27 protein-coding genes are annotated in these 21,455 nt (G+C 44.1%); 11 read left to right on the top strand and 16 right to left on the bottom strand.

Annotation, left to right across the window (positions count from 1 at the left end; genetic code table 11):
* Positions 1-21: 21 nt before the first annotated feature.
* The 4 genes from ACM6JA_RS22600 to ACM6JA_RS22585 all read right to left on the bottom strand — a co-directional run bounded on the left by ACM6JA_RS22600 (position 22) and on the right by ACM6JA_RS22585 (position 2,970).
* Positions 22-390, bottom strand: a complete 369-nt coding sequence (locus ACM6JA_RS22600) for a hypothetical protein (protein ID WP_414854126.1) — start codon at positions 388-390, stop codon at positions 22-24.
* Between the two features lie 204 nt (positions 391-594).
* Positions 595-1,659: a hypothetical protein gene (locus ACM6JA_RS22595; RefSeq protein ID WP_414854125.1), complete on the bottom strand. Its 1,065-nt coding sequence runs from the start codon at positions 1,657-1,659 to the stop codon at positions 595-597.
* A complete protein-coding gene (locus ACM6JA_RS22590) occupies positions 1,649-2,224 on the bottom strand; it encodes a sigma-70 family RNA polymerase sigma factor (RefSeq protein WP_414854124.1) in 576 nt (191 codons plus the stop codon). The genes ACM6JA_RS22595 and ACM6JA_RS22590 overlap by 11 nt, the downstream gene beginning before the upstream one ends.
* Positions 2,225-2,376: 152 nt before the next feature.
* Entirely contained in the window at positions 2,377-2,970 is a 594-nt protein-coding gene (locus ACM6JA_RS22585) for a YdeI/OmpD-associated family protein (RefSeq protein ID WP_414854123.1), read from the bottom strand.
* Between the two features lie 127 nt (positions 2,971-3,097).
* Here ACM6JA_RS22585 and ACM6JA_RS22580 point away from each other — a divergent pair, with 127 nt between their 5' ends.
* Both ACM6JA_RS22580 and ACM6JA_RS22575 read left to right on the top strand, forming a co-directional pair.
* Complete coding sequence (locus ACM6JA_RS22580) at positions 3,098-3,673, top strand: hypothetical protein (RefSeq protein ID WP_414854122.1); 576 nt, start codon at positions 3,098-3,100, stop codon at positions 3,671-3,673.
* Positions 3,674-4,099: 426 nt separating this feature from the next.
* A complete protein-coding gene (locus ACM6JA_RS22575; RefSeq protein ID WP_414854121.1) occupies positions 4,100-5,917 on the top strand; it encodes an APC family permease in 1,818 nt (605 codons plus the stop codon).
* Positions 5,918-5,946: 29 nt separating this feature from the next.
* On the opposite strand, the gene ACM6JA_RS22570 is transcribed toward ACM6JA_RS22575, so the two are convergent.
* Positions 5,947-7,722: an FG-GAP-like repeat-containing protein gene (locus tag ACM6JA_RS22570; protein WP_414854120.1), complete on the bottom strand. Its 1,776-nt coding sequence runs from the start codon at positions 7,720-7,722 to the stop codon at positions 5,947-5,949.
* Positions 7,723-7,786: 64 nt separating this feature from the next.
* Between ACM6JA_RS22570 and ACM6JA_RS22565 the strand changes: the two genes are divergently transcribed.
* Positions 7,787-8,053, top strand: a complete 267-nt coding sequence (locus ACM6JA_RS22565; RefSeq protein WP_414854119.1) for a hypothetical protein — start codon at positions 7,787-7,789, stop codon at positions 8,051-8,053.
* 174 nt (positions 8,054-8,227) lie between these two features.
* Here ACM6JA_RS22565 and ACM6JA_RS22560 read toward each other — a convergent pair whose 3' ends face one another.
* Positions 8,228-8,539 carry a WGxxGxxG family protein gene (locus ACM6JA_RS22560; RefSeq protein WP_414854118.1) on the bottom strand — a complete coding sequence of 104 codons (312 nt, stop codon included), beginning with the start codon at positions 8,537-8,539 and terminating at the stop codon, positions 8,228-8,230.
* Positions 8,540-9,312: 773 nt separating this feature from the next.
* Here ACM6JA_RS22560 and ACM6JA_RS22555 point away from each other — a divergent pair.
* From ACM6JA_RS22555 to arsC, 6 genes are all read left to right on the top strand, one after another.
* Positions 9,313-9,597, top strand: coding sequence for a DUF4183 domain-containing protein (locus ACM6JA_RS22555; RefSeq protein ID WP_414854117.1), 285 nt, complete (start codon positions 9,313-9,315; stop codon positions 9,595-9,597).
* A 72-nt stretch (positions 9,598-9,669) separates the two neighbouring features.
* Positions 9,670-10,155, top strand: coding sequence for a DUF4183 domain-containing protein (locus ACM6JA_RS22550; protein ID WP_414854116.1), 486 nt, complete (start codon positions 9,670-9,672; stop codon positions 10,153-10,155).
* A gap of 404 nt (positions 10,156-10,559) precedes the next feature.
* Positions 10,560-10,874: an arsenical resistance operon transcriptional regulator ArsR gene (gene arsR, locus ACM6JA_RS22545; RefSeq protein WP_414854115.1), complete on the top strand. Its 315-nt coding sequence runs from the start codon at positions 10,560-10,562 to the stop codon at positions 10,872-10,874.
* 64 nt (positions 10,875-10,938) lie between these two features.
* Positions 10,939-11,376, top strand: coding sequence for an ArsI/CadI family heavy metal resistance metalloenzyme (locus tag ACM6JA_RS22540; RefSeq protein WP_414854114.1), 438 nt, complete (start codon positions 10,939-10,941; stop codon positions 11,374-11,376).
* A gap of 18 nt (positions 11,377-11,394) precedes the next feature.
* On the top strand, positions 11,395-12,432 hold the full coding sequence (gene arsB / locus ACM6JA_RS22535; protein ID WP_414854113.1) for an ACR3 family arsenite efflux transporter: 1,038 nt from the start codon (positions 11,395-11,397) through the stop codon (positions 12,430-12,432).
* A 25-nt stretch (positions 12,433-12,457) separates the two neighbouring features.
* Positions 12,458-12,868, top strand: coding sequence for an arsenate reductase (thioredoxin) (gene arsC / locus ACM6JA_RS22530; protein WP_414854112.1), 411 nt, complete (start codon positions 12,458-12,460; stop codon positions 12,866-12,868).
* A 91-nt stretch (positions 12,869-12,959) separates the two neighbouring features.
* On the opposite strand, the gene ACM6JA_RS22525 is transcribed toward arsC, so the two are convergent.
* The 6 genes from ACM6JA_RS22525 to ACM6JA_RS22500 all read right to left on the bottom strand — a co-directional run bounded on the left by ACM6JA_RS22525 (position 12,960) and on the right by ACM6JA_RS22500 (position 17,871).
* A complete protein-coding gene (locus ACM6JA_RS22525) occupies positions 12,960-13,097 on the bottom strand; it encodes a hypothetical protein (RefSeq protein ID WP_414854111.1) in 138 nt (45 codons plus the stop codon).
* Between the two features lie 480 nt (positions 13,098-13,577).
* A complete protein-coding gene (locus ACM6JA_RS22520; RefSeq protein WP_414854110.1) occupies positions 13,578-14,591 on the bottom strand; it encodes a hypothetical protein in 1,014 nt (337 codons plus the stop codon).
* A 253-nt stretch (positions 14,592-14,844) separates the two neighbouring features.
* The gene (locus ACM6JA_RS22515; RefSeq protein ID WP_414854109.1) at positions 14,845-15,441 is read right to left on the bottom strand and encodes a sulfite oxidase-like oxidoreductase; all 597 of its coding nucleotides are present in this window, start codon (positions 15,439-15,441) and stop codon (positions 14,845-14,847) included.
* Positions 15,442-15,471: 30 nt separating this feature from the next.
* Positions 15,472-15,903: a CoA-binding protein gene (locus ACM6JA_RS22510; RefSeq protein ID WP_414854108.1), complete on the bottom strand. Its 432-nt coding sequence runs from the start codon at positions 15,901-15,903 to the stop codon at positions 15,472-15,474.
* A gap of 47 nt (positions 15,904-15,950) precedes the next feature.
* Positions 15,951-17,447, bottom strand: coding sequence for a leucyl aminopeptidase (locus ACM6JA_RS22505; protein WP_414854107.1), 1,497 nt, complete (start codon positions 17,445-17,447; stop codon positions 15,951-15,953).
* 49 nt (positions 17,448-17,496) lie between these two features.
* Positions 17,497-17,871 carry a DUF309 domain-containing protein gene (locus ACM6JA_RS22500; protein ID WP_007716730.1) on the bottom strand — a complete coding sequence of 125 codons (375 nt, stop codon included), beginning with the start codon at positions 17,869-17,871 and terminating at the stop codon, positions 17,497-17,499.
* A gap of 153 nt (positions 17,872-18,024) precedes the next feature.
* Between ACM6JA_RS22500 and ACM6JA_RS22495 the strand changes: the two genes are divergently transcribed.
* Both ACM6JA_RS22495 and ACM6JA_RS22490 read left to right on the top strand, forming a co-directional pair.
* Positions 18,025-18,501, top strand: a complete 477-nt coding sequence (locus ACM6JA_RS22495) for a divergent PAP2 family protein (RefSeq protein WP_007716732.1) — start codon at positions 18,025-18,027, stop codon at positions 18,499-18,501.
* Between the two features lie 12 nt (positions 18,502-18,513).
* The gene (locus ACM6JA_RS22490; protein WP_414854106.1) at positions 18,514-19,284 is read left to right on the top strand and encodes a cobalamin-binding protein; all 771 of its coding nucleotides are present in this window, start codon (positions 18,514-18,516) and stop codon (positions 19,282-19,284) included.
* Positions 19,285-19,374: 90 nt separating this feature from the next.
* Here ACM6JA_RS22490 and ACM6JA_RS22485 read toward each other — a convergent pair whose 3' ends face one another.
* From ACM6JA_RS22485 to ACM6JA_RS22470, 4 genes are all read right to left on the bottom strand, one after another.
* The gene (locus ACM6JA_RS22485) at positions 19,375-20,010 is read right to left on the bottom strand and encodes a 3D domain-containing protein (protein WP_007716736.1); all 636 of its coding nucleotides are present in this window, start codon (positions 20,008-20,010) and stop codon (positions 19,375-19,377) included.
* Between the two features lie 159 nt (positions 20,011-20,169).
* A complete protein-coding gene (locus ACM6JA_RS22480; RefSeq protein ID WP_017251331.1) occupies positions 20,170-20,430 on the bottom strand; it encodes a YuiB family protein in 261 nt (86 codons plus the stop codon).
* Between the two features lie 206 nt (positions 20,431-20,636).
* Positions 20,637-20,801 (bottom strand): YuiA family protein, encoded by a 165-nt coding sequence (locus ACM6JA_RS22475; RefSeq protein WP_157966770.1) that lies wholly within the window; start codon positions 20,799-20,801, stop codon positions 20,637-20,639.
* Between the two features lie 160 nt (positions 20,802-20,961).
* A complete protein-coding gene (locus ACM6JA_RS22470; RefSeq protein WP_414854104.1) occupies positions 20,962-21,438 on the bottom strand; it encodes an NUDIX domain-containing protein in 477 nt (158 codons plus the stop codon).
* Positions 21,439-21,455 lie beyond the last annotated feature (17 nt).

Below are 21,455 nucleotides of genomic sequence, written 5' to 3'. Positions count from 1 at the left end.
AGATAAGACCCTCCTATTTCCTTACAGCGGCAAATGCGTAACGGCCGTCCATGTTCCCACTTCTCCTGCCCGTACAGATGGGGGCTTCATTCGAACCGTTCCTCGTAATACATAATGTCGCAACCCAAGTGTTGGCTCGTCTTTGTAAGCAAAGGTGCCAACAAAATTGGCATAAGGTGATTCAATCGTGACTTGCCTGCTCCTCTCATCCCAGCTTCCTTGTATGGGAATCGGAGTACCTCGGAAGTTAACGGTTCCACTGACCCTTCCATTCGAGACAGCGGAAATTATTAAAGTGCCCAACGTGGTGGGTCTTCCACCGAAGCTCGCTTGAATTTCCCATGTAGAGGGGTACGGCAAGCTGACCCGAGTCATCTGTCCAATTGTCACGGTCGACCTCTCCTTTCGATTGGCTTGCGTGTGAAGTCAAATTAGTACGTTACAGTATACGTAGCCATCATGAATCTTCCCGTAGGCGGAAGCACAACTTTATTTTTCATGATAAACGAGCTTGCACTGGTAATTACTCATACGTGACCTTCATCATACCCACAACGAGTAAGAAAAAAGAGACGGTTCCCCGCCTCTTCTCTATTACTTCCATTCTGTTTCCGTTTTGTGTTCAATTACATGTATGACTTTTGGTTCAACTGCTTTCATCATTTGTTTCAGTAAATCATCGCTGATCGTTACTTTATTTTTTCCATCTTGAAGTTGTCCTTCAGCCTGTGTTTTTGCAATCACATCAATCACTTGTTGTTTCGAGATATTTTTAGATGCTGCAATCTCGACAACAGTTTTCCCTTTGGCTAGTTCTTCTTTTAACTCTGTCGGGCTCATTTTTAGTAAAGCAAACAGTTTTTCATCGTTTAAGAAGTAATCAGCAGTATAATCCGGCTTACCATTTAATGAGAAATAACCTTCTACTCCGTTGTTTGATGGTTCAAAATCTACCGGAGCAAGACTAATTCTATTACCCTGAACAAATACTTGGTAACCCTCTCCCTCTGATCCCTTCTTGGTGTAATTCAAGATAAATGTTTTTTGATTGGGATTGTCCATTTGCTCCATGGCAACCTCGTAATCTTTGATGTTGCCGTACAATTTATCAATGAGTTGATCTACCTTCCCCTTGATTTCCTGATCGGGTAAAGTAATGAGTGGTTTCTCCTTAGGCTCCCAATTCTCTTGCGTCAGGTCTTGAATCTCATCCGTAATACCGTTTGTATGGAGGGTAATCTTTTTGCCAGTTCCCCCTTTTTCCTGCAAGACGATGCTTAGTTGGACCTTTTTGGTTGAATCATTGGGGTCTCCAAGGTAGCTTGCATTAATAATCTCAAACGATTTTGTTTCAGGAATGGCACGATACAGCTTCTCAAGTGTTGCTTTCCCAGCCTCATCCAGCTTGACTTGTTCAGAAGTCATTGGTGCTCGAGTAAGCATGTCAATCACAACAGGGGCCGCAAATGCTGCGGTTGGAATCAAAATTGCAGCAGCAACAATTCCACCAATTAATCGTTTTTTCATGGTTATTTCGCTCCTTTTTCGTTGCAAATAGTGAGAATAAGATTGTTCGATTCGTTTGGAAATGGCCGGCGGGCACTCCATCGTTTCTGCCTCTTCGTGCAGATGTTCACGGATTTTGCGTTCAATAGTCATTGATCTTTTCCATCCTTTCCACGGGGAGATTCCCTATGTTTTTTCGAAGCGCCTGGAGGCCAGCATGATATCTGGACTTGACTGTACCCAGCGGAATATCGAGCAAAGTCGCAATTTCCTCAAGAGTATAGTCGTGATAAAAGCGAAAGATAATCACTGTCCGCTGTTTGTCGGTCAGTTTTCGTATGGACTGGGATATCATTTGGTTTGTACCATCCATCAACGCAATATGTTCATCCCAATAAGACTCTTCATGGGAGAAGGCACGAATGCGTTCAAAAATGCGGAATCTCCTCCAGCTCTTGACCCGAAATCTCTGCACTTGACGGATTACCAGGCCATGCAGCCAAAACTGGAAAGGACGTTTCGTATCGTAATTAGCAAGTGAGGTCCACATTTGCATATAGATTTCATTCATGACATCTTCCCGATCCTGCTTATGATCGACCAGAAAGGAGACGGTCCGGTATACGTCCTGAAAGGTGGCATCGTACATCGTATGAAATGCCTGTTGATCACCCTCTTTCATTTTTATAAGTAATTGGTACATCTCTTCATTTTCCATTCAGAGGGCCCTCCTGAGTAAGCAGCTTACACCCTATATTGTCTCTCAATCGGAAAAAGGTTCGGTTTTCTTCGTATTTTTTTACAAAGTGTAACGACCCCTATGGCGAAGCACGAAAAAAGAGGCGGTAGTTTCCGCCTCTTTTCTTTCCATTAATCATTTAATCCCTTTCCATCGAGAATTTGCTGCATACATTTTTCAACCCTTGACTCCCGTGTTTTGGCTTGTTTAGGTGCTGAAAAATGAAGAAGGTAGGCTCTTTGCCGTCCCGGAGTCAATGCTTCAAAAGCAGTTTTCAAGGCAGGGATTTCATTCAACTTATTTTGAAATTCTTCAGGAATGATGTATTCTTCATGCTTTTTAAAGCTCACTTCCACACCGGATTTTTCAACTTCAATGGCTTCCTGAATATAGGCCTTCAAAATAGATTCCATTTCCATGATTTCTTCCACATTGGTGAACCGGATCTGGCGGGCCGCCTGTACATTCTCCGTTTGTTGGATGAGAATCCCCTGTGGGTCCTTTAACAAGGCACCTTTTTGAAACAGAAGCGCGCAATATTCTTTAAATCCATGTATTAAAACAATGTTTTTTTTCTCAAACGTGTAACAAGGATGCATCCACTTAAAATCTTCGGTCAGCTCACAGTCAAGAACAATACTTCTCAACTTCTCGTATTCTGCTTTCCACTTTTTCGCCTTGCTTAAAAATTCATCAACCTTAGGATTCGTTTTACTTGTTGTCATCAAGGAACACCTCTCATCTAGTTGGTGTCATGTCAATTTTTAGTTTTGACATTATGGTATTTGTATTATTCTATCATCATGTATTCAGGTTCCTTCTTTTAAAGAAAAAGCTCTATCAGATTGAGAGGTGATTGATTTGGATATCGATTTCTATAGGAAATGGGCATGCCAAAAAATGATCGAATCGTCACAAAGCAATATGTGGGGAGGACATTGGGCGTGTGCGGTTATAGCCTTGACTGAACTCTTGGAAGAAAAAATTGTACCTGCCAAGTTGGAAGATTTGATTCGTAAAAATCTTGATAAAGTTGTGGAAGAACATGCAAACGAACAGCAGTATCGGGCAAACACAGAATACGAAGAATTTCCTGCTCAAATGATGAGACTGCTCGTCCAAAAGAGCCATACATGCCATGCGCTTGGTCATGACGTGATTTACACGTTCTATTTGCTGAGTATGCTCTCTCGTTCCCATATTCCAGCAACTGCCGAATTGTTTGATGCCATGGGGAAAATGGTTAGTAGTTTCGCAGCATCAGGTCCTGGTTTTGTTACTGTGAATGGAGAAAGACGATATGCAGTTGGGGCATATCCTTACGCATGGTCATGCTATTGTAGAAATGAAACAAGCTTATCTACATTATGTACACGCCAATCTCGATCCGGCCTTTTACACAAGACTCAACCTCTTGGCTTATGCTAATACACTCGAGGAAAATCGGGTTGTTGAATCCGATTCGACGGTTATGGAAGGCGAGTTGAATCCATTAGAACCTTCCTACTGGGAACAAGCATTAGTTGAAAGCAAGCATGGCCATTTTTATAAATACGCGTACAGTTATTTTAGACTTTGCCGAATGTCGGGCCGCAGTCCATCCGATTTTCGATTGTTTCAACGTATTCTGTAAACGGATGATGTTCAGCATACAAAAGTAAATTCAGGTGAATCTAATTACATGATGGCAACGGGTTTTGTCCAAAAGCATGAAGCTAAAGGACAAGAACCCGTTTTCTTTTTACTCAAAAGTGACCTTCATATCGGCACGCGCCAAGTCATTGATCATGTAGTTGCGTAATATTATTGTGGCAGTGGGAAAACTAACGAGAAATGTCAGATAGGGGAATACACATGATATCAGAATTCAAGCGATTTTTACTCGGTAGACCTATGAAATCAAGTGAACTTGCCGGAGAAAAGTTAAATAAAGTAAAGGCTTTGGCGGTTCTTTCATCTGATGCTCTATCTTCTGTCGCTTACGGAACAGAACAGATTCTTCTCGTGTTAATTACTTTGGGTGCAGTAGCGATGTGGTACTCTATCCCCATCTCCATTGCGGTTGTTGGTCTTTTAACCATCCTCATTTTGTCTTACCGACAAACCATCTTTGCTTATTCAACTGGTGGTGGAGCCTACATTGTCGCAAAGGACAATTTAGGAACCACTACTGGACTGGTAGCAGGTGGCTCTTTGCTCGTGGACTACATTTTAACGGTTGCTGTTAGTACGTCTGCTTCTACAGACGCTATTACTTCGGCATTTCCAGTCCTACATGAACATCGCGTTCTTATTGCTCTTTTCATGATTGCAATCGTAACGGTATTAAATTTACGTGGAATAACCGAATCGGCAACGATTTTAATGTATCCTGTTTATTTGTTTGTTGTCGCTATTCTCGTCTTAATTATTGGCGGCGGATATCAATGGATGGTGGGGAATGTTCAAGCTCATCCCCCACAATATGGGGCAGTTGTTCCAGGAATAACTTTATTCCTTCTATTGAGAGCATTTAGTTCGGGGTGTTCGGCATTAACAGGGGTAGAAGCCGTATCCAATGCAATTCCCAACTTCAGGGACCCAGCACCGAAAAATGCAGCATTAACGCTTCTCATGATGGGACTTATCCTCGGTGTTATGTTCATGGGCATTAGCCTGTTGGCTTATTTGTATGGGATTTCACCGAATCCAAAGGAAACGGTGGTATCTCAAATCGCTTCTACTGTTTTTGGACGAGGAATCATGTATTACTCGATTCAGGCTGTTACAGCACTTATTTTATTCCTGGCCGCTAATACTGCTTTTGCAGCCTTTCCTTTACTCGCCTTTATGTTTGCCAAGGACAGATTTATGCCTAATATGTTCATGGTTCGAGGAGATCGTCTTGGGTTTTCGAACGGGATTATTTTCTTGGCTATTCTTTCAGCACTATTAGTGATTGCGTTTAAAGGAGAAACGGAAAACTTAATCCCTTTGTATGCGCTTGGTGTTTTTATACCGTTTACCTTGTCACAGGCAGGAATGATGAAACGCTGGATTTCAAAAAAGCCCCGAGGGTGGCTAGCACCTTTTGTTATTAATACTTTAGGAATGCTAACAACCCTTACCATTTGCCTGATCTTTTTCATTACAAAACTCTCGCAGGTATGGCCGATTTTTGTATTCCTTCCTATCGTCATTTTCATCTTTAGGAAGATAAATCAGCATTATAGAGATTTGGCAAATGAGTTACGACTTGATATGGAAACAGACAAACCCGAACCAAAAGGGAGTGTCATCGTTATTCCTGTGGCTGGAATTTCGCAGGTGGTGAAAAACACCATTAGTTATGCGCAATCATTGTCAGACGACATTGTCGCTGTCTACGTCGGATTTAATGATGAAGACATGAAAAAAATGGAGGAAAAATGGGAGCTTTGGAATCCCGGAGTACGCTTGATTGTCCTGCGTTCACATTATCGCAGTATAATAAGACCTTTGTTTAAGTTTATTGACACGGTTGAGTGGAAAAAGGCAGAAACGGATCATGTTACTGTCATGATTCCACAGTTTATTACCAAGCGCTGGTGGCATAACTTACTTCACAACCAAACGAGTTTATTAATCCGCGCGTATTTATTCGCCCGCCAAGATGTAAAAATTGCTACGGTTCCATACCGATTAAAGAAATGAAGCAGTAAATATTTCCCTATATAGTTCCATCATTTTTGTTTACCTTGATCATCTTGACTGTTATTTAAATCCAGTATGAGCCTAAAATTAGATTGAAAGACTACCAAATCATACACTTTTTTTACACGAATGATTTCTGGCTGAATACTGTTGGAGACTCCAGAAGTAACGGTAACCACAAAGCTGCAGGAGGCCATATTTCCTGACTGATCCCTGGCTGTACAGGTGAGCATCGTTATTCCTACAGGAAAGTCCATGGTAAAAGTTGCAACTGCAATTGGTGCAGGAGGGGTAAAGGACCGTGTGATCCCATGACAGGTAATAGAGGTTACACCACAAGTATCAGTGGCAGTGACTTCATAGGTAACAGTAGCGGAAGTTTGCCCGGGTAAAACAAGGACTGTGATGTCCTCAGGACAAGTAATGGTTGGAGGCTCGTCAATAACCGTGATGGTAAATGAACATACTTCCGTATTCCCAAATATATCTTGTGCCGTACAGGTGACAACCGTATCTCCCACTGGAAAAAGGGAGCCTGAAGGCGGAAAACAGGTAACGGTAACTCCAGGGCAAAGAGATACAGGTGTTGAATAGTTTACAATAGGGCAAGGTACTACCATGTCAGGTGGGCAGGTTGGTGGCTGCACGCATCCATTGAGCAAAACAGAAACATTGCTCGAATCCTCGTTTGCAGTAGCAATGTCAACTCTTCCGTCTCCGTTAAAATCAGCTACTGTTATACTGAGCGGACCTGCACCTGTAGCGAACTGAAAGGGTGTCGAGAACCCTCCCGTCCCGTCACTGATAAGTAAAGAAACATTATCAGAGCCTTCATTCGGGGTAGCTAAATCAATGAATCCATCACAATTAAAGTCAGCCGCTGTTATATCAAAAGGAAATGCATCAGTGCCCAAGGTAAAGGGACTTCCTGCTGCTTCTGTAAAAGAACCGAATCCATCGTTTAGAAAGACGGTTACAGTACTCGTAGTAATATTTCCGACAGCAATATCAATAGCCCCATCACCATTTAAATCAGCAGCTACAAGGCTAATGGGGGATGATCCCCCTGGAAGTACAGAGAAACTCACTCCAGGAGTTTGGAACGTACCGTTCCCATTCCCTCTAAATATAGTTACATCATTCGTGTCTCGATTGGCAGTGGCCAGATCAAGTCTCCCATCTCCATTAAAGTCAGCCGCTACAATATCAAAAGGGGCCAAACCAGGGGTAGTGTCAAATGGACTCCCTGGCGCCATGGTAAATACACCTGATCCATTATTCAACAAGACAGTAATGAAACTAGTTCCTGTAATTTGGCCTACATTTGCTATAGCTAAGTCCACACCGTTTACACCATCAAAGTCACCTGTAGCAATAGCAAAAGATTGCGAAACAGCAGGAAACACACCTGTACTATAAGCTACAGGTGCAGCAAAGGTGCCATCCCCGTTATTCAAAAGGATAAAAACTCGGTCATTGGGAGATTGATCCGTTACAGCCAAATCAATGAAGCCATCTCCATTAAAATCTGCTGCTGCAATTTGCCCTAATAAAGACCCAGGGAACAAAGTATTGAAGGGTATCGTTTGCGATACGGAAAACACGCCGGACCCATTGTTGACAAGAATAGAAACATCATTGGACCCAATATCCACTACAGCCAGGTCTATTAAACCGTCTCCATTAAAGTCAGCAGATGTAATGCTGGAAGGAGATGTTCCTCCCGTATTATATTCGACTGAGGGCTGAAAAAATGGGCAGGCCAAATTGGATTCACCCTTTCTTACAGAAATACAGGCAGCCATTCCCTAATCGAAATGCTTTACTCCAAACACCAATAAAGGCTAATAATTGCACGTGGTGCATACTATGCAAATGCCTTTGATCATGATATGGCTGTTTAGGCATGAACGTGAATCCACTAAAACAAATGAAGAGGTGCTTTCCCGCCCCTCTTCTTGTACGATCAATCCCAGCAAACCTTTGCTCTTTCCAGGGATCACCGCATTGCTTGTTATTAAAATGATCAGTGGTCTTGAAAAAGAGTTTGAGCTAACTGCTGCTGAGATTGCTCGAAAAGATTATGTAGCATTTAGTAAAATTCAATCCTTTGAAGTTATGGAATATAACAAATAATACGATGAGGCACCTCCCTAAAAATAAGGAAGGTGCCTCTCCTTTTTTTTTCAATCAATCCCAAGCAACCCTTGCTCTTTCCAAGGATCACCGTACATACTCTTATGTAACCATTATTCAGTTATTCAACTAGAAAACCCGACTCCTCAAACAGGGACGGGTTGTTGATTTTGGTTACTTCTGTGGATTTCGTTCCCTATTTCTTCCCCTCAAACCAAAAAGACCAGCTAATCCAAGCAAACCTATCCATTCCCAGTCTGAATCAGTGTCCACTGCTGTCGTTCTGTACGTGTTGTTATTGATACCTGTGTTAGCCGGTGCCCCATTTCCTGTAACGCCTACACCTGTGTTTCCTGTCGTATTACCTGGGGTGTTTGTTCCTCCTGTGTTCCCGGCACCTACTGTACCACCAGCTTCAGCATATACGGTTAAGCCCATTGTTACCGTTAACACTAGAGCCAAAATAATTGCATTGAACTTTTTCAATTTAATACCCCCTTATTTCAAGCGTTTTTACTACTTGTATAATGTCCATACGCATAAAATTTATACAAATTTTACTCCCCCACTTCCAACGTTGAAATGTTCCTTCCACACGATTGTCTGTAAAAAATAATACCCCCTTCCGTAAAGAAGGGGTGAAGTGGGGACGCAGTATAATAATTTACTCTATCCATGAAATCTTATACTTACGCTGATAAGATGAATTCTTCAACAACGGGTGGACGCAGCATGCCACTCTTAGTCCAGTTCCAGACCCCGAACCTGAACCAGAGCCAACTCCAACCGGTAATGACGCATTGCTTGTTATTAAAATGATCAGTGGTCTTGAAAAAGAGTTTGAGCTAACTGCTGCTGAGATTGAAGACTTTATCAACTCGTACAACAATCGTGCTGACGGTAACCATTCACCGCTCGAAAAGATTATGTAGCTTTCAGCAAACTTCAATCCTTTGAAGTCATGGAATATACCAAATAACACGATGAGGCACCTCCCTAAAAATAAGGAAGGTGCCTCTCCACTTTTTCAATCAATCCCAAGCAAACCTTTGCTTTTTCCAAGGATCACCGTACATACTCTTGTGTAACCATTATTCGACTAATAAATAATAAAACCCGTCTCAACAAAACGAGGACAAGTTATTTTCGTGGAAATTATTTCTCTGAGTGGCGTTTGTACGTTTCGAGAAGGAAACACTGCGCATTCAATAAACGGTGTAAGGATTTTCCTTACATTACTACAGTTAGGAGTTGGTTGAATGCCGATTACCAAACCATTTATGACGTCGCTCAGGTTCACTTCGACAATGGGGGCTGGAACAGGGACTGGAGCAACATTTGCCATTGCGGCAACAGCATTTGTGAATGACGCGGGCGCAGCTGCCACAGCATTTCCTGGTTCGTTTGCTTTTTACAATCTCTACATTAATGGAGTACTTCAGTCAGGGAGTACTTCCACAGTCACAACAACTGCGATTACAATTCCCGACGGTGATGTCGAAAACGCCGGAACACCATTGATCGTAGAATTCGTCATCAACTGACAACTAGAAAGTGAATAAGAAATTCCCCAGGAGAGGATACACGCCTGGGGAATATTCCATCAAAAGAGTAACATGTCAAGAACGGGTTGTAGCCATCAGATTCTTGCACTTCTTCATTACTTTGAGAAAGGGCTGGAGACCATGAAGCAAAAAACCAGTAAAAGAATAGTAGTGACTCGATCCAATAATCTGAGCACCTGTTACCCAGTAATGCCGCCACTCGGGTGCCCCAATATCTTTCCCGGGCAACCTTGCCCGACCTGTCCACCCTGCCGGCCGTGCCCCTGTACGCCTGGACTGCTGACGACAGTGATTTCTCAATACACGACATTTTCGGATGGACAAAAAAATGTATATACGAATGCCGACGCCTCACTACAGTTTAGTACTTCCGGAATTCTCGACCCCAGTACCGTATCGATTATCAATCTTTTTATCAACGGAATTCTTCAGCCTTCAAATACGTATGTGGTCCAGCCCGGCGCATTGATGCTGAGTGATGTCCCGTTCCAAGGTGTTCCTATAATCCTTCAGTTTATCAAAATCTCCAATTCCTAATAAACGTGTCTTACATATGGGTAAGGGACTACGAGTATACTCGGGCGAAACCAATATTCCGAATAGTATAGTTGTTGTGGTGCAGAGGGAACGAGAGTATCTTTTTCATACAGAAATGAGAAATCATTAATTCCAACGAACTATTAGCTCTTTCCAGGGATCACTTATGTAACCATTATTCAGTTATTCAACAAGAAAACCCGTCTCCTCAAAACAGGGACAGGTTCACTATCTCTTCAATAAAATCGGCTGCGGCCATGGCTGCTTTTCCAGGATAACTACTGTTCCTGTCATCTAACGAAAACTAACTTACATCAAAAAAAATTGATTTAATTATTGCATCTTCTTGGTAATCGTGCGTATAATAAATGCATCAAGAAAATTTGATGAATGAGGTCGTTATTATGAATGACATCAAGCAAAAGTTGGAGCTATATGAGAAAAAATTCAAAGCTCTAGCCGATCAGAAACGTTTAGAAATTATGTATGAGCTTTGCCAGAGAGGTAAAACATGCGTATGTGACCTTACCGAGGTTTTTGACATGCCTCAATCTAAATTATCGTATCATCTCAAGATATTACTGGATGCCAACCTAATTATCAAAGAGACAAAAGGTACCTGGAGTTACTACGATTTGAATGATGAAGAAGTGAATCACCTCTTATCGGAAGAGCTTTGTTGTATCTTTAGGAAAAAAGGCAAAGGCAGCTGCTGCTAAATTTTTTTAGACCATACATCAATTTTTTTTGATTAATAGTACTTAATTAAAGGAGGATTATGAAATGAAGTATGTACATGTTGGCGTTAACGTTACCAATCTGGAGAAATCTATTGAGTTCTATCAGAATGTTTTTGGGATCAACCCTGTAAAGGTAAAACCTGATTATGCTAAGTTCTTGCTTGAAACCCCAGGACTAAACTTCACATTGAATGTTCGGGACACTGCAAGTGGAAATCAAGTTAACCACTTCGGATTCCAGGTTGAAACTGCAAATGAAATCCTAACTCATAAGGAAAGACTAGAAAAAGAAGGCTTTTTCGCTCGTGACGAGATGGATACGACATGTTGCTATGCTGTGCAGGATAAATTTTGGGTTACTGATCCAGACGGTAATGAATGGGAATTTTTCTACACAAAGTCTGACATTGACGTTCATAAAATCGAATCCACATCCTGTTGCGTAGATTCTAAAACAGAAGCAACCAATTCTTGCTGCTAAGACAAAGTGGGAGGCCCAATGAAACAATTATCATTTTTAGATCGCTTCTTGACCCTTTGGATCTTCCTTGCTATGGCAGTAGGGATTATTATCGGAACCTTCTTTCCTGCTTTCACAAATGGATTAAATAGCTTACAAATTGGTACAACATCCATACCTCTTGCCATAGGTTTAATCTTGATGATGTACCCCCCTTTAGCAAAAGTTCGATATGAAGAAATGGGACATGTATTTAAAGACCTTAAGGTTCTTGTACTATCCCTTATTCAAAACTGGGTTATAGGCCCGGTTTTGATGTTTTTACTAGCCATCATTTTCTTGCCAGATAAACCAGAATATATGGTTGGGCTGATAATGATTGGACTGGCACGATGTATCGCTATGGTGATTGTGTGGAATGACCTCGCAAAAGGAGATACAGAATATGCTGCGGGGCTTGTGGCTTTCAATTCTGTGTTTCAGATGCTTTTCTTTTCAGTATATGCCTATGTCTTTGTCACCGTAATTCCGGAATGGCTTGGGATTCAGGGTGCAGTCATTAGCATTACGATGGCGGAAGTGGCAAAATCGGTGTTTATTTACCTGGGTATTCCTTTTCTTGCGGGGATGCTGACACGCTTTACTTTTGTAAAAGTGAAAGGCAGACATTGGTATGAGAAAGTGTTCATCCCAAAAATTAGCCCCATGACTCTGATTGCCTTACTCTTTACCATCATTGTCATGTTCTCAACACAAGGAGAAAACATCGTAAGCGTTCCTCTTGATGTTGTTCGCATCGCCATTCCACTTCTCATCTATTTCATCCTCATGTTCTTTATCTCTTTCTATATGGGGAAAAAGATTGGCGCAAATTATCCCGTTACTACGACGCTTGCTTTCACAGCAGGCAGTAATAATTTTGAATTAGCTATCGCTGTGGCAGTTGGAGTGTTTGGGATTCATTCAGGTGCCGCCTTTGCAGCCGTCATCGGTCCTCTTGTTGAAGTACCTGTAATGATTGCATTGGTTCATGTAGCTTTATGGTTCAAGCGCAAGTATTTTTCCAGCATTTCCTAATTGAAGCTGAAAAGGTGTGTACATCATGGAAAACAAAAAAACAATCTACTTTTTATGTACAGGAAATTCTTGCCGAAGCCAAATGGCCGAAGCATGGGGAAAGAAATACTTGAGCAACAAGTGGAACGTCTTTTCAGCTGGTATTGAAGCCCATGGTGTCAATCCAAATGCCATTCAAGCGATGAAAGAAGTTGGCATAGACATTTCCAGTCAAAGCTCTGATGTCATTGACCCTGATATATTAAACAATGCGGATCTCGTCGTGACATTATGCAGCCATGCAGATTCCGTTTGTCCAACCACTCCTTCTCATGTAAAACGTGTCCATTGGGGATTTGACGATCCTGCGGGAAAAGAATGGCCTGAGTTTCAACGAGTTCGTGATGAAATCGGCGCTCGCATTAAGAGTTTCAGCGAGACCGGAAAATTAATTTAGTATTAAAGAGACCATTAGCCTATCTCTGTTTTCTGAGCTGACGGTCTCTTTTATTATTGATTATTAATTGCCTATGCCATAATCTTCCTTGTTACGCTTTTACATTCGTGATGCTATCCATGTTAATCCACTGGCTATCTGCAACGGTCAGTGTAGCAACAACAACCCGCCTAGACATTGCGCCAGGCGGGTTGATTACTGCTGTATCCCTCAGAAACATACTATGCACGCCCGTTCGCTCGTTGCTTAGCGTTGTATAGTAAGGCTTTCTGCATCAAGGGCGATTGCCTTAAAAAGCATGCCATACAAGATCGTTTCGTGTAGTATCTCTCGCCATTGGTCAGGTTGAATCATTGTCGCTACACCCGCTCTACCTGCAGCAATTTTTCGACAGGCACAGCTCCGTTAAACGAAGCTTTTTACATTGTCCAGAAGTCATGCTCTTTTACATTCGGATCAAGCAGCCGAAGGCCCTCAATACCTTCCTTCCGACCGAGGGAGGGGGATAATAGTCCTCATCTCTACAAAGTTTAGTTCCTGTATCTTTATTGATTGGTGCAGCAGCACATAGCCACTGCTGATTCTTCCCGTGCCGCTTCAAGAACTGTTTCACTCTTGTTTCTGGTTTCCCTAAACCGTAGAAAAAAGCCGACTGCCCTTGTGTAGACAAGCATCGACCGAACCTCCACATCCTGTTGGGATCAACGGTCTAGTTGATCATGCCGTTTTCCGGAGTGACGGTAAAATCATAAAAAACCCCTTTTTTATTGATCGATGCCGTAACGGTCGGTTTTCCCTTTTTCGTAAAGGTATACTCGTTGTATTTCGTTGAAACATTGTATCCTGTCAAATCCATATTAAAGATTTTCTTCACCATTGGATTTGCGGCAGCAATCGCTTTTTCTTTCGTATAGAACGGTTTGGCAAACACTTTTGGAATATCTTCGTCCGAAACATAGTTGCTATCTCTGAATTCATTGTACATGATGGCTGAAACAACTTTCCCTGTTTTCGCCCCGATGAAGACACTATGTGTACGGTCACGATCCATGAAGCTCCACACCTGATCCAGGCGATAGTCCGAATTCTTCAGGAGCGAGACCTCAGGGAGCAATGCTGATGCTTTTCCGTTTGATAGTGCCTTCATTGCCTGTTGCGCTGTATCGACCACCTTGGGGTTAATTTGTTGGCTTGTATATTTTATCGAAACAACGCTAAGCTTCCCTGTTGTCGCGTCGATGGATGCCGTTACATTCTTCCCCCAAAACACCCAACTGTTTTCCATATCCGAGCTGATTCGATCTACCTTATCAAATGTAAAAGCCTGTGTGCCATCCATGCTTTTCAACGTGCTCATGATAGTATTTTGCAAATCTGTAGCCACTTCGCTGAACTTGAAGTTAACACGTACAGATACGACGGTTCCCTCTTTTTTGGTAACCAGAACCTCGCCTCTGTTGTCTTTGGCTGAGATCATCCAGCAATCGGCGTTCATCCCTGTAATCTCATCCAACTCGATCAGCAGACTGCCCGCCTCCTTCTGCATGGCTTGTTTGGCAGCCTCTACGACATTTTTGTCCAATTGTGCGAGTTTCTTCATTGGTTCCGGGGCCGATTGCGCCTGAGTGTCTGCATAAGCTGGTTCTGGCATGCTCGCAAATGGAACTGCTGCTGACAACAGCAATGTCATCATACTAACGGCTAAAAACGTTTGTTTTTTCATTTCGTTGACTTCCCTTCTATTTTTAGATCACTTATTTGATCCAGCTGGAGGGATTTCGTGACAATGAATTTCGTTTTTTTTTGCAGTTAAAAGACAAAAAACCCTTCCCAGATTCCGTTGAAGAGTTGTGCTCCCATCTCCTATTCAACTTTCAGATGGTTTACTTTCAGCTAGCTCCTCAACGAGTAGCTTGTGAAATTAAATCCTTTAAAATAAAAAAAGAGGCGGATAATCACCACCTCTTTTCTTCCAATCAATCCCAAGCAAACCTCTGCTCTTTCCAAGGATCGCCATACATATTGTACCCGTTCTTCTCCCAAAACCCTTGCTTGTCTTTCTCCATAAACTCAATCCCACGCACCCACTTGGCGCTTTTCCAGAAATAGAGATGTGGAATGACAAAGCGCAGCGGCCAGCCGTGCTCAGGGGTCAAATCCTCGCCGTTATGCTTCGTAGCGAACAGGTTGCCGTTTTTCATGAAGTCGACAAGCGGAATGTTCACAGTCCATCCGTGCTCAGCGTGCAGCATGACGTACTTCGCTTCCGGCTTCACCTTTACCAGCTTCAGAACTTCCTCCACCGGAATGCCTTCCCATTCATTGTCCAGCTTGCTCCAGCCTGTAACGCAGTGAATATCGTTAGTCGTGCCGCCTTTTGGCATAGCCATCATTTGTTCGTAGGTCAGCGTCACTTCTTCTTCGACGAGACCGAAAAGGCGAAAGCTCCACTCCGTAGACAGATCTGTATATTCGGGAACCTCTCCATAGTGCAGGACTGGAAAGCCTGTCGTCTGTTTTTGATTGGGTGGAATGCGATCGCGCTTGGTATCTGCCGCTGGGTTGATAAACATGTTGTTTCCACTCCCTCGATTGTCAGTCTCTTATTTTCCAACCCGCAAAAGGGCGTGATCTACCTTGATGCACATGTCCTGCACAACCTCGATGCCTTGATCTGCAATCAATTGAGCCGCTTCTTCGTTGGCAATGCCTTGCTGCATCCAGAACACTTTTGGCTTGTTCTGCATTTTCAATGCTTCCTCTGCAACAGGCATCATGTCTTCGCTGCGGCGGAACACATTGACGATGTCGACTGGCTGATCGATCTCAGACAGGCTGGCAAGCACTTTTTCACCCAAAACCGTTTCACCCGCGATGACAGGATTGACCGGGATGATCGTGTAGCCGGCGTTCTGCATGGCTTGCGATACCATATAGCTGGTGCGGTCCGGCTTGTTAGACAGACCCACTACTGCGATCGTTTTTGCATCCTCCAGCAGTTGACGACGTGCTTCGTTGCTTGGATTTTGTGCCATGTGAAAACACTCCTTTTTTATATGGAAATGGGATATTGAACTACCTCTTATTCACTACGACTGGAAACGAATTCAACGATGGTCCGCGTCATCGCTCCGGTACCGCCAGCTGGTTGCATGTCGCCAGCACTTGCTGTGTACGCCGTACCCGCGATGTCCAGATGTACCCACGGTGTGTCGCCAACGAATTCTTGCAGGAAAACACCGCCGATGATGCCGTGGCCATAACGTCCACCCGAGTTTTTCAAATCGGCAAAACGACTCTTGTTCAGGCTGCGGTACTCATCGAAGGTAGGGAGCTGCCACAAGCGCTCACCCGCCACGTCTGCTGCTTTCATCAGTTCATCCAACAGTGCATTGTCGTTGGTCATGGCGCCAGAGCAGAAATGACCGAGCGCGACCACGATACCACCTGTCAAGGTAGCAGCATCCACCAAGCAAGACACACCTTGCTCTTTGGCATAAGTGATGCAATCAGCCAGTACGAGGCGACCTTCTGCGTCTGTCGTGATGATCTCTACCGTTTTGCCGCTCATGGTCGTGATAACATCCCCTGGACGGAATGCCGTTCCGGATGGCATGTTTTCCACGGTACCGACGACAGCCAGTACGTTTACTTTTGGTTTAATCTGTCCCAGTGCCTCCAATGCGCCGATCATCGAAGCCGCTCCACCCATGTCCGACTTCATGTCTTCCATGCCTGCTACTGGCTTGATGGAGATCCCACCTGTATCAAATGTCACGCCTTTACCGATCAAGCCAATGACATCGTCCCACTTGTCTCTTCCTTGATATTTGACTACGACGACATAAGGCTCAAGCTCGCTGCCTTTCGCTACAGAGAGCACTCCGCCCATTCCCAGCTCTTCCAGCTTCGCTTTTTCCATTACTTCCACAGTCATGCCATAGCGCTCTGCTACCTCGACCATCGCATTCTTCAATGCGCGTGGAGTCAAGTAGTTAGCTGGTTCATTGACGAGCGTGCGTGCCAGATTCGTCCCGGATACGAGCGCCGAACCACGTGCAACACCTGCCTGTACCAATGAAGCATCGGCATCTGCTGACAAAATTTGCACCGTCGCAATTGGGTCTGACTCACGCTTTGCCTTTTGACGGTAGCCCTCGTAATTGTATTCGGCAAGTCCAAAGGCTTCCGTCACTGCCTGCGACAGACGGTCAGCACTCAGATGCTCTGTTGTTGGCAAATCAATCACCACTGTTTTGCCGTTACCTTTACCTACAACCGTTTTAGCTGCACGTCCCCATGCATTCCGGGCTGCGACGAAATCAAATTTGCCTGGTTCACCCATCCCGACGATCAACAGTTTTTTTGCAGCTACGTTGTTCATTCCGTGGACAACCGTAATTTCCTTTGCCTCACCCGTAATTTCCTTGTCCTGCTGCAAGCCACTCAGACTGCCGCTAAAAGCTTCGTCCAATTCCGGGTATACTTGCGAAATCTCCTCACCCTTCCATAGCGGAACAATCAGTTCATCACACGCGATATTCACAAGCTGTATGCGTTTTTCTACTGCTACTTTCATATACTCTTCCCTCTTTCTCTGTGGTAGGATACAATATGGGCACATTTGTTTAGAACGATGTGTCGACATATAAGCGCAAGGGTGGAAACGTCATGGCTTTTGCCTCTGTATAAGAAATGACATCCTTTTCCGGCAACAATTTCTCGCATTCATCTATGTAACGAAGAACTCTTGTTACGTCCAGTCCCCAATGAACTGGCTGGTAACGAGTCAAATACTTTCGTGCATTGCCTAACATCCAGCGAGCACCTTTTATATTGCCGTATTCTTGGTGATACAGTCCGACTGACAATTGCAGCAATCCTTGCAAAAACTTGTCTGACTTATCTTCCATCCAGATGTCTTCCAACAGATCGTGGCATTCGTAGTATTCGCCATCATTGAATTTTTCAATGAACTGTAAATACTGCTCGGGATACCCCATGGATGCATGCCTCCGTTTCGAACCTTCCGTCTTCATGGTAACACAGATTGGCAATGACTTTACATCCAAACAAAAACTTCACGGATTAAGACAACGCCCTTCTGTTACAATAATCCTAGAGATAAGCGCACAGTAGAAAGGAATGGATTTTCCGTGGCGGATTTTTTTGAAAACTTCCCCTTATGGGCAGCACTGCTAGCCATAGGGATCGCCCAATTTATCAAAATTCCCCTCCATTTTTTTGCAACGAAAACGTGGCAATGGTCACTGCTCTTGAGTACAGGCGGTATGCCCAGCTCCCACTCTTCTGCCGTGACAGCACTATCCACAGCCGTGGGACTACGTGAGGGTTTTGGCAGCAACATGTTCGCTATTTCTGCCATTCTCGGTGTGATCGTGATGTTTGATGCCGCAGGTGTCCGCCGCCATGCCGGTATGCAAGCCGTTGTCTTAAATAAGCTGGTCGATGAATTCAACCACCTGTTAGAAGGAATGAAATCGTTAAAAGTACGCCCCAACCAGGAAAAAGCGAAAAAACTGAAAGAACTGCTCGGTCATCAACCGATCGAGGTATTGATCGGCGGTTGGTTAGGCGTCATGATTGCGTTATTGCTCCATCCGTTTTTTTAAAGGAGGGCTCCCATGCGCATTGTTTCCATCTGTCCCAGCAATACCGAAATCCTGTATTATTTAGGCCTGCATAAGCATGTCGTCGGTTTGGATGATCACTCTGACTGGCCGCAGGAGTGGCAGCATCTCCCCCGGGTTGGACCCGATTTGACAATCGATATGGATCTGGTCGCTGCCCTCCAACCGGATCTGGTCGTGGCATCGCTCTCTGTTCCTGGTATGGAGAAAAATATAGAGGCTCTGCGCGATAGAGAAATTCCTCATATCGTGCTGAACCCTTCCCGGATCGCAGAAATCGCTCATGATATCCGACTCGTCGGTGAGGCGATAGGAACACAGAGGCAAGCCGAGCAGCTTGCGGTTCAATTTGACGAAACCATTGAAAGCATCCGACAAAAGGCTGCAAAGTACGCTCAACGACCGAAGCTGTACTGGGAATGGTGGCCGAATCCCATCTACACACCTGGTCAGGAAAACTGGTTGACCGATGTAAGTGAGATTGCGGGTGCCACCAATATTTTTGCAGATTATCCTGTCGCGAACGTCAAGGCTACGCGGGAAATGGTCATGGAACGCAATCCCGATCATATTTGTGTCGTCTGGTGCGGAATTGAACTGAAGCGAATCAAGCCTGACATGATCACAAACCGCCCAGAGTGGATGAACATGACCGCTATTCGAAACAATCAGGTCCATTTGTTGGAAGAAGGCCTATATTGCCGCCCTTCTCCTCGCATTTTGGAAGGACTGGAGAAGCTGGTTAATTTGATCCATACAAAATGACACAAAAAACGTTCAAAGCTTCTGCCTTGAACGTTTTTTTCTTTTTTCTTTCATGCCACCGATGCGGCATTCATTCGTTTTTATTAGTTGCTATTCAGTTTGTTGTTTGCCGCTGACGGGTTCCGCCATGGCTGCTATTCCTTTTTCATTCAAGCCATTCAGAAAAGCTTCCGTTACCTTGCCTTCGCCTTTTTTTACGATGTACACGTCCACCGATTTTTTCCCCCATTGCGAGAATACGTCCTGCTTGGTCTCGAAATACAGGTCAATCTTATGGCCGCGAATCGCTCCACCCTTGTCAGCTACAACGCCATATCCATAACCGGGAATGTACAAAATGGTCCCCAGCGGGAAAACGCGTAAATCAGCTGCAATCGTGGAATAGTCGTCTCTACGTACTTTTACACCTGAATATGTAATGCCATAGGACGGGTGAGATGGATTTTTGCCGGTCGATTCGTATCCAGCATAGTAGCCAGTCGCTACTACACGTACTTTTGGATATTGATCGTGAAATACTTCCGCTTTATCAATCACTTGAGTAAGAGAACTGGCAGATACCGTCCGTTTTTTGACGACACGTTGCCCCTCTTTCGTTTCCTTGATTCCAAAAGTGGCTGAGACACCGTGGTCTCCCACAACATTATAGCTGTATCCATCGCTTGCGAAGGCCGTCAAGACCAGGATGAACAGCGCGACGATACTTACGAACTGCTTTCCATTCATTTCTTGGAAAACCTCCTCTCGTTTCTAGTCATGTCCCGACGAGGAGGAAAGTATACACAAATTTTGGTTGATTACAGAAATATTCAGTCAGTTGCACATTTTCCCAATAAAATGCCAAAAGAAAAACAGGCCCGAAATTAAGGCCTGCTTGTACTTGTTTTAAAACATCCGATATCCTTTTTTGCGAAGCGTTTGAATGGTCCAGCCACTCGCCACTGTTCCTGCCATGCCGCAGCCCAGAATAAGCGAATCCCAAATTCCCGGAACGATTTGTTGATAGACAAGTGCACCTACCACTACACCAACGCCGATCACAACAGGAAACCATGTTGTTTTCAAAATCATGTTTAAAATAAACCCAATGCCAAACCCTAGCACGGAGAACAGAACAATGGATACCATAAATTGCATCAAGTTCATCGACGAAAAAGACCTCCTGCCACCTTCTCCACCTTTTGCCACTTCTTCGGCAAATATAGGAAAGACGGGCTATTTTCGGTATTAAGTGTAGCAAAAAGTCGAGGGATCGGTCAATAAGAGAAGCCTATCGTATGTGTTGCATGCCTGACAGAAAAAACCGCCGATGCATTCGCTTCGACGGTTTTCTATGCGAGGTTCCTTAATCATTATTGATGAGATGAAACAGCTTCCTTCTGAGCTTCCTGTGTACCAGCTCCGTCACAGTTAGGACAATTCTCCGAGCCCCCCAGGAGCAGTTGGAAATACCCTTGGCCATGGCAGTACGGGCATTGTTCTTGTTTTTGTCTCATGTTGAGCTCCCCTTTCGGCATACATGCGTGAGAATTAATTGCATGTATTTTCAGATTATTTTGATGTATCTAACTATATCAGAATATCCCCTTGGTTCACAATGCAGTTCATCGCGAAAAAACCATAAAAAAACCGCAATGTAAGCGGAAACATTGCAGTTTATCTAGCTTTTTCGCAGGATTACTTAAAGATTTTATAGGACGTGTATTGAAAAATGGGATCGATATCAAACGATTGACCTGTCATTCCCTGCTCCCGTTTGATATAGTCCGGCAATATGATTTTCAAATAAGTCGAAGACAACGGGTCATGAAGCAGCTCCTGTATCTGCATAAATCTCGCCTCCGCGATCTCACCTTCCTGCGGGCGCGGTTCCCCACCTATGTAATCCATCCAAAAAACGACCATATTGTCGCTAATGGACTCCCGGATGACGCCTGAACGGATTCCCGCTACTTGTCGCACGACCGCCTCGACACCCGTTTCTTCCAGTACCTCACGCACTGCTGCTTCATCTACAGTCTCACCCTCCTGCACGAATCCCGCAGGAAATGACCATTGTCCTTTTAGTCCGCTATACGTTTTTTTGACAACCAATGCTTCTTGCCCGCGAATGACGATCCCGCAGGCACCTAGCCAAACCTTCCCTTCGCGCATCCAGCTCGCTCCTCCCA

Origin of the sequence: Brevibacillus sp. IT-7CA2, assembly GCF_949767855.1 — a bacterium.
Classification (GTDB): Bacteria; Bacillota; Bacilli; order Brevibacillales; family Brevibacillaceae; genus Brevibacillus.
Note: the sequence above shows the minus strand (reverse complement) of the source record. Positions and strands in the feature narration are given on the sequence as shown.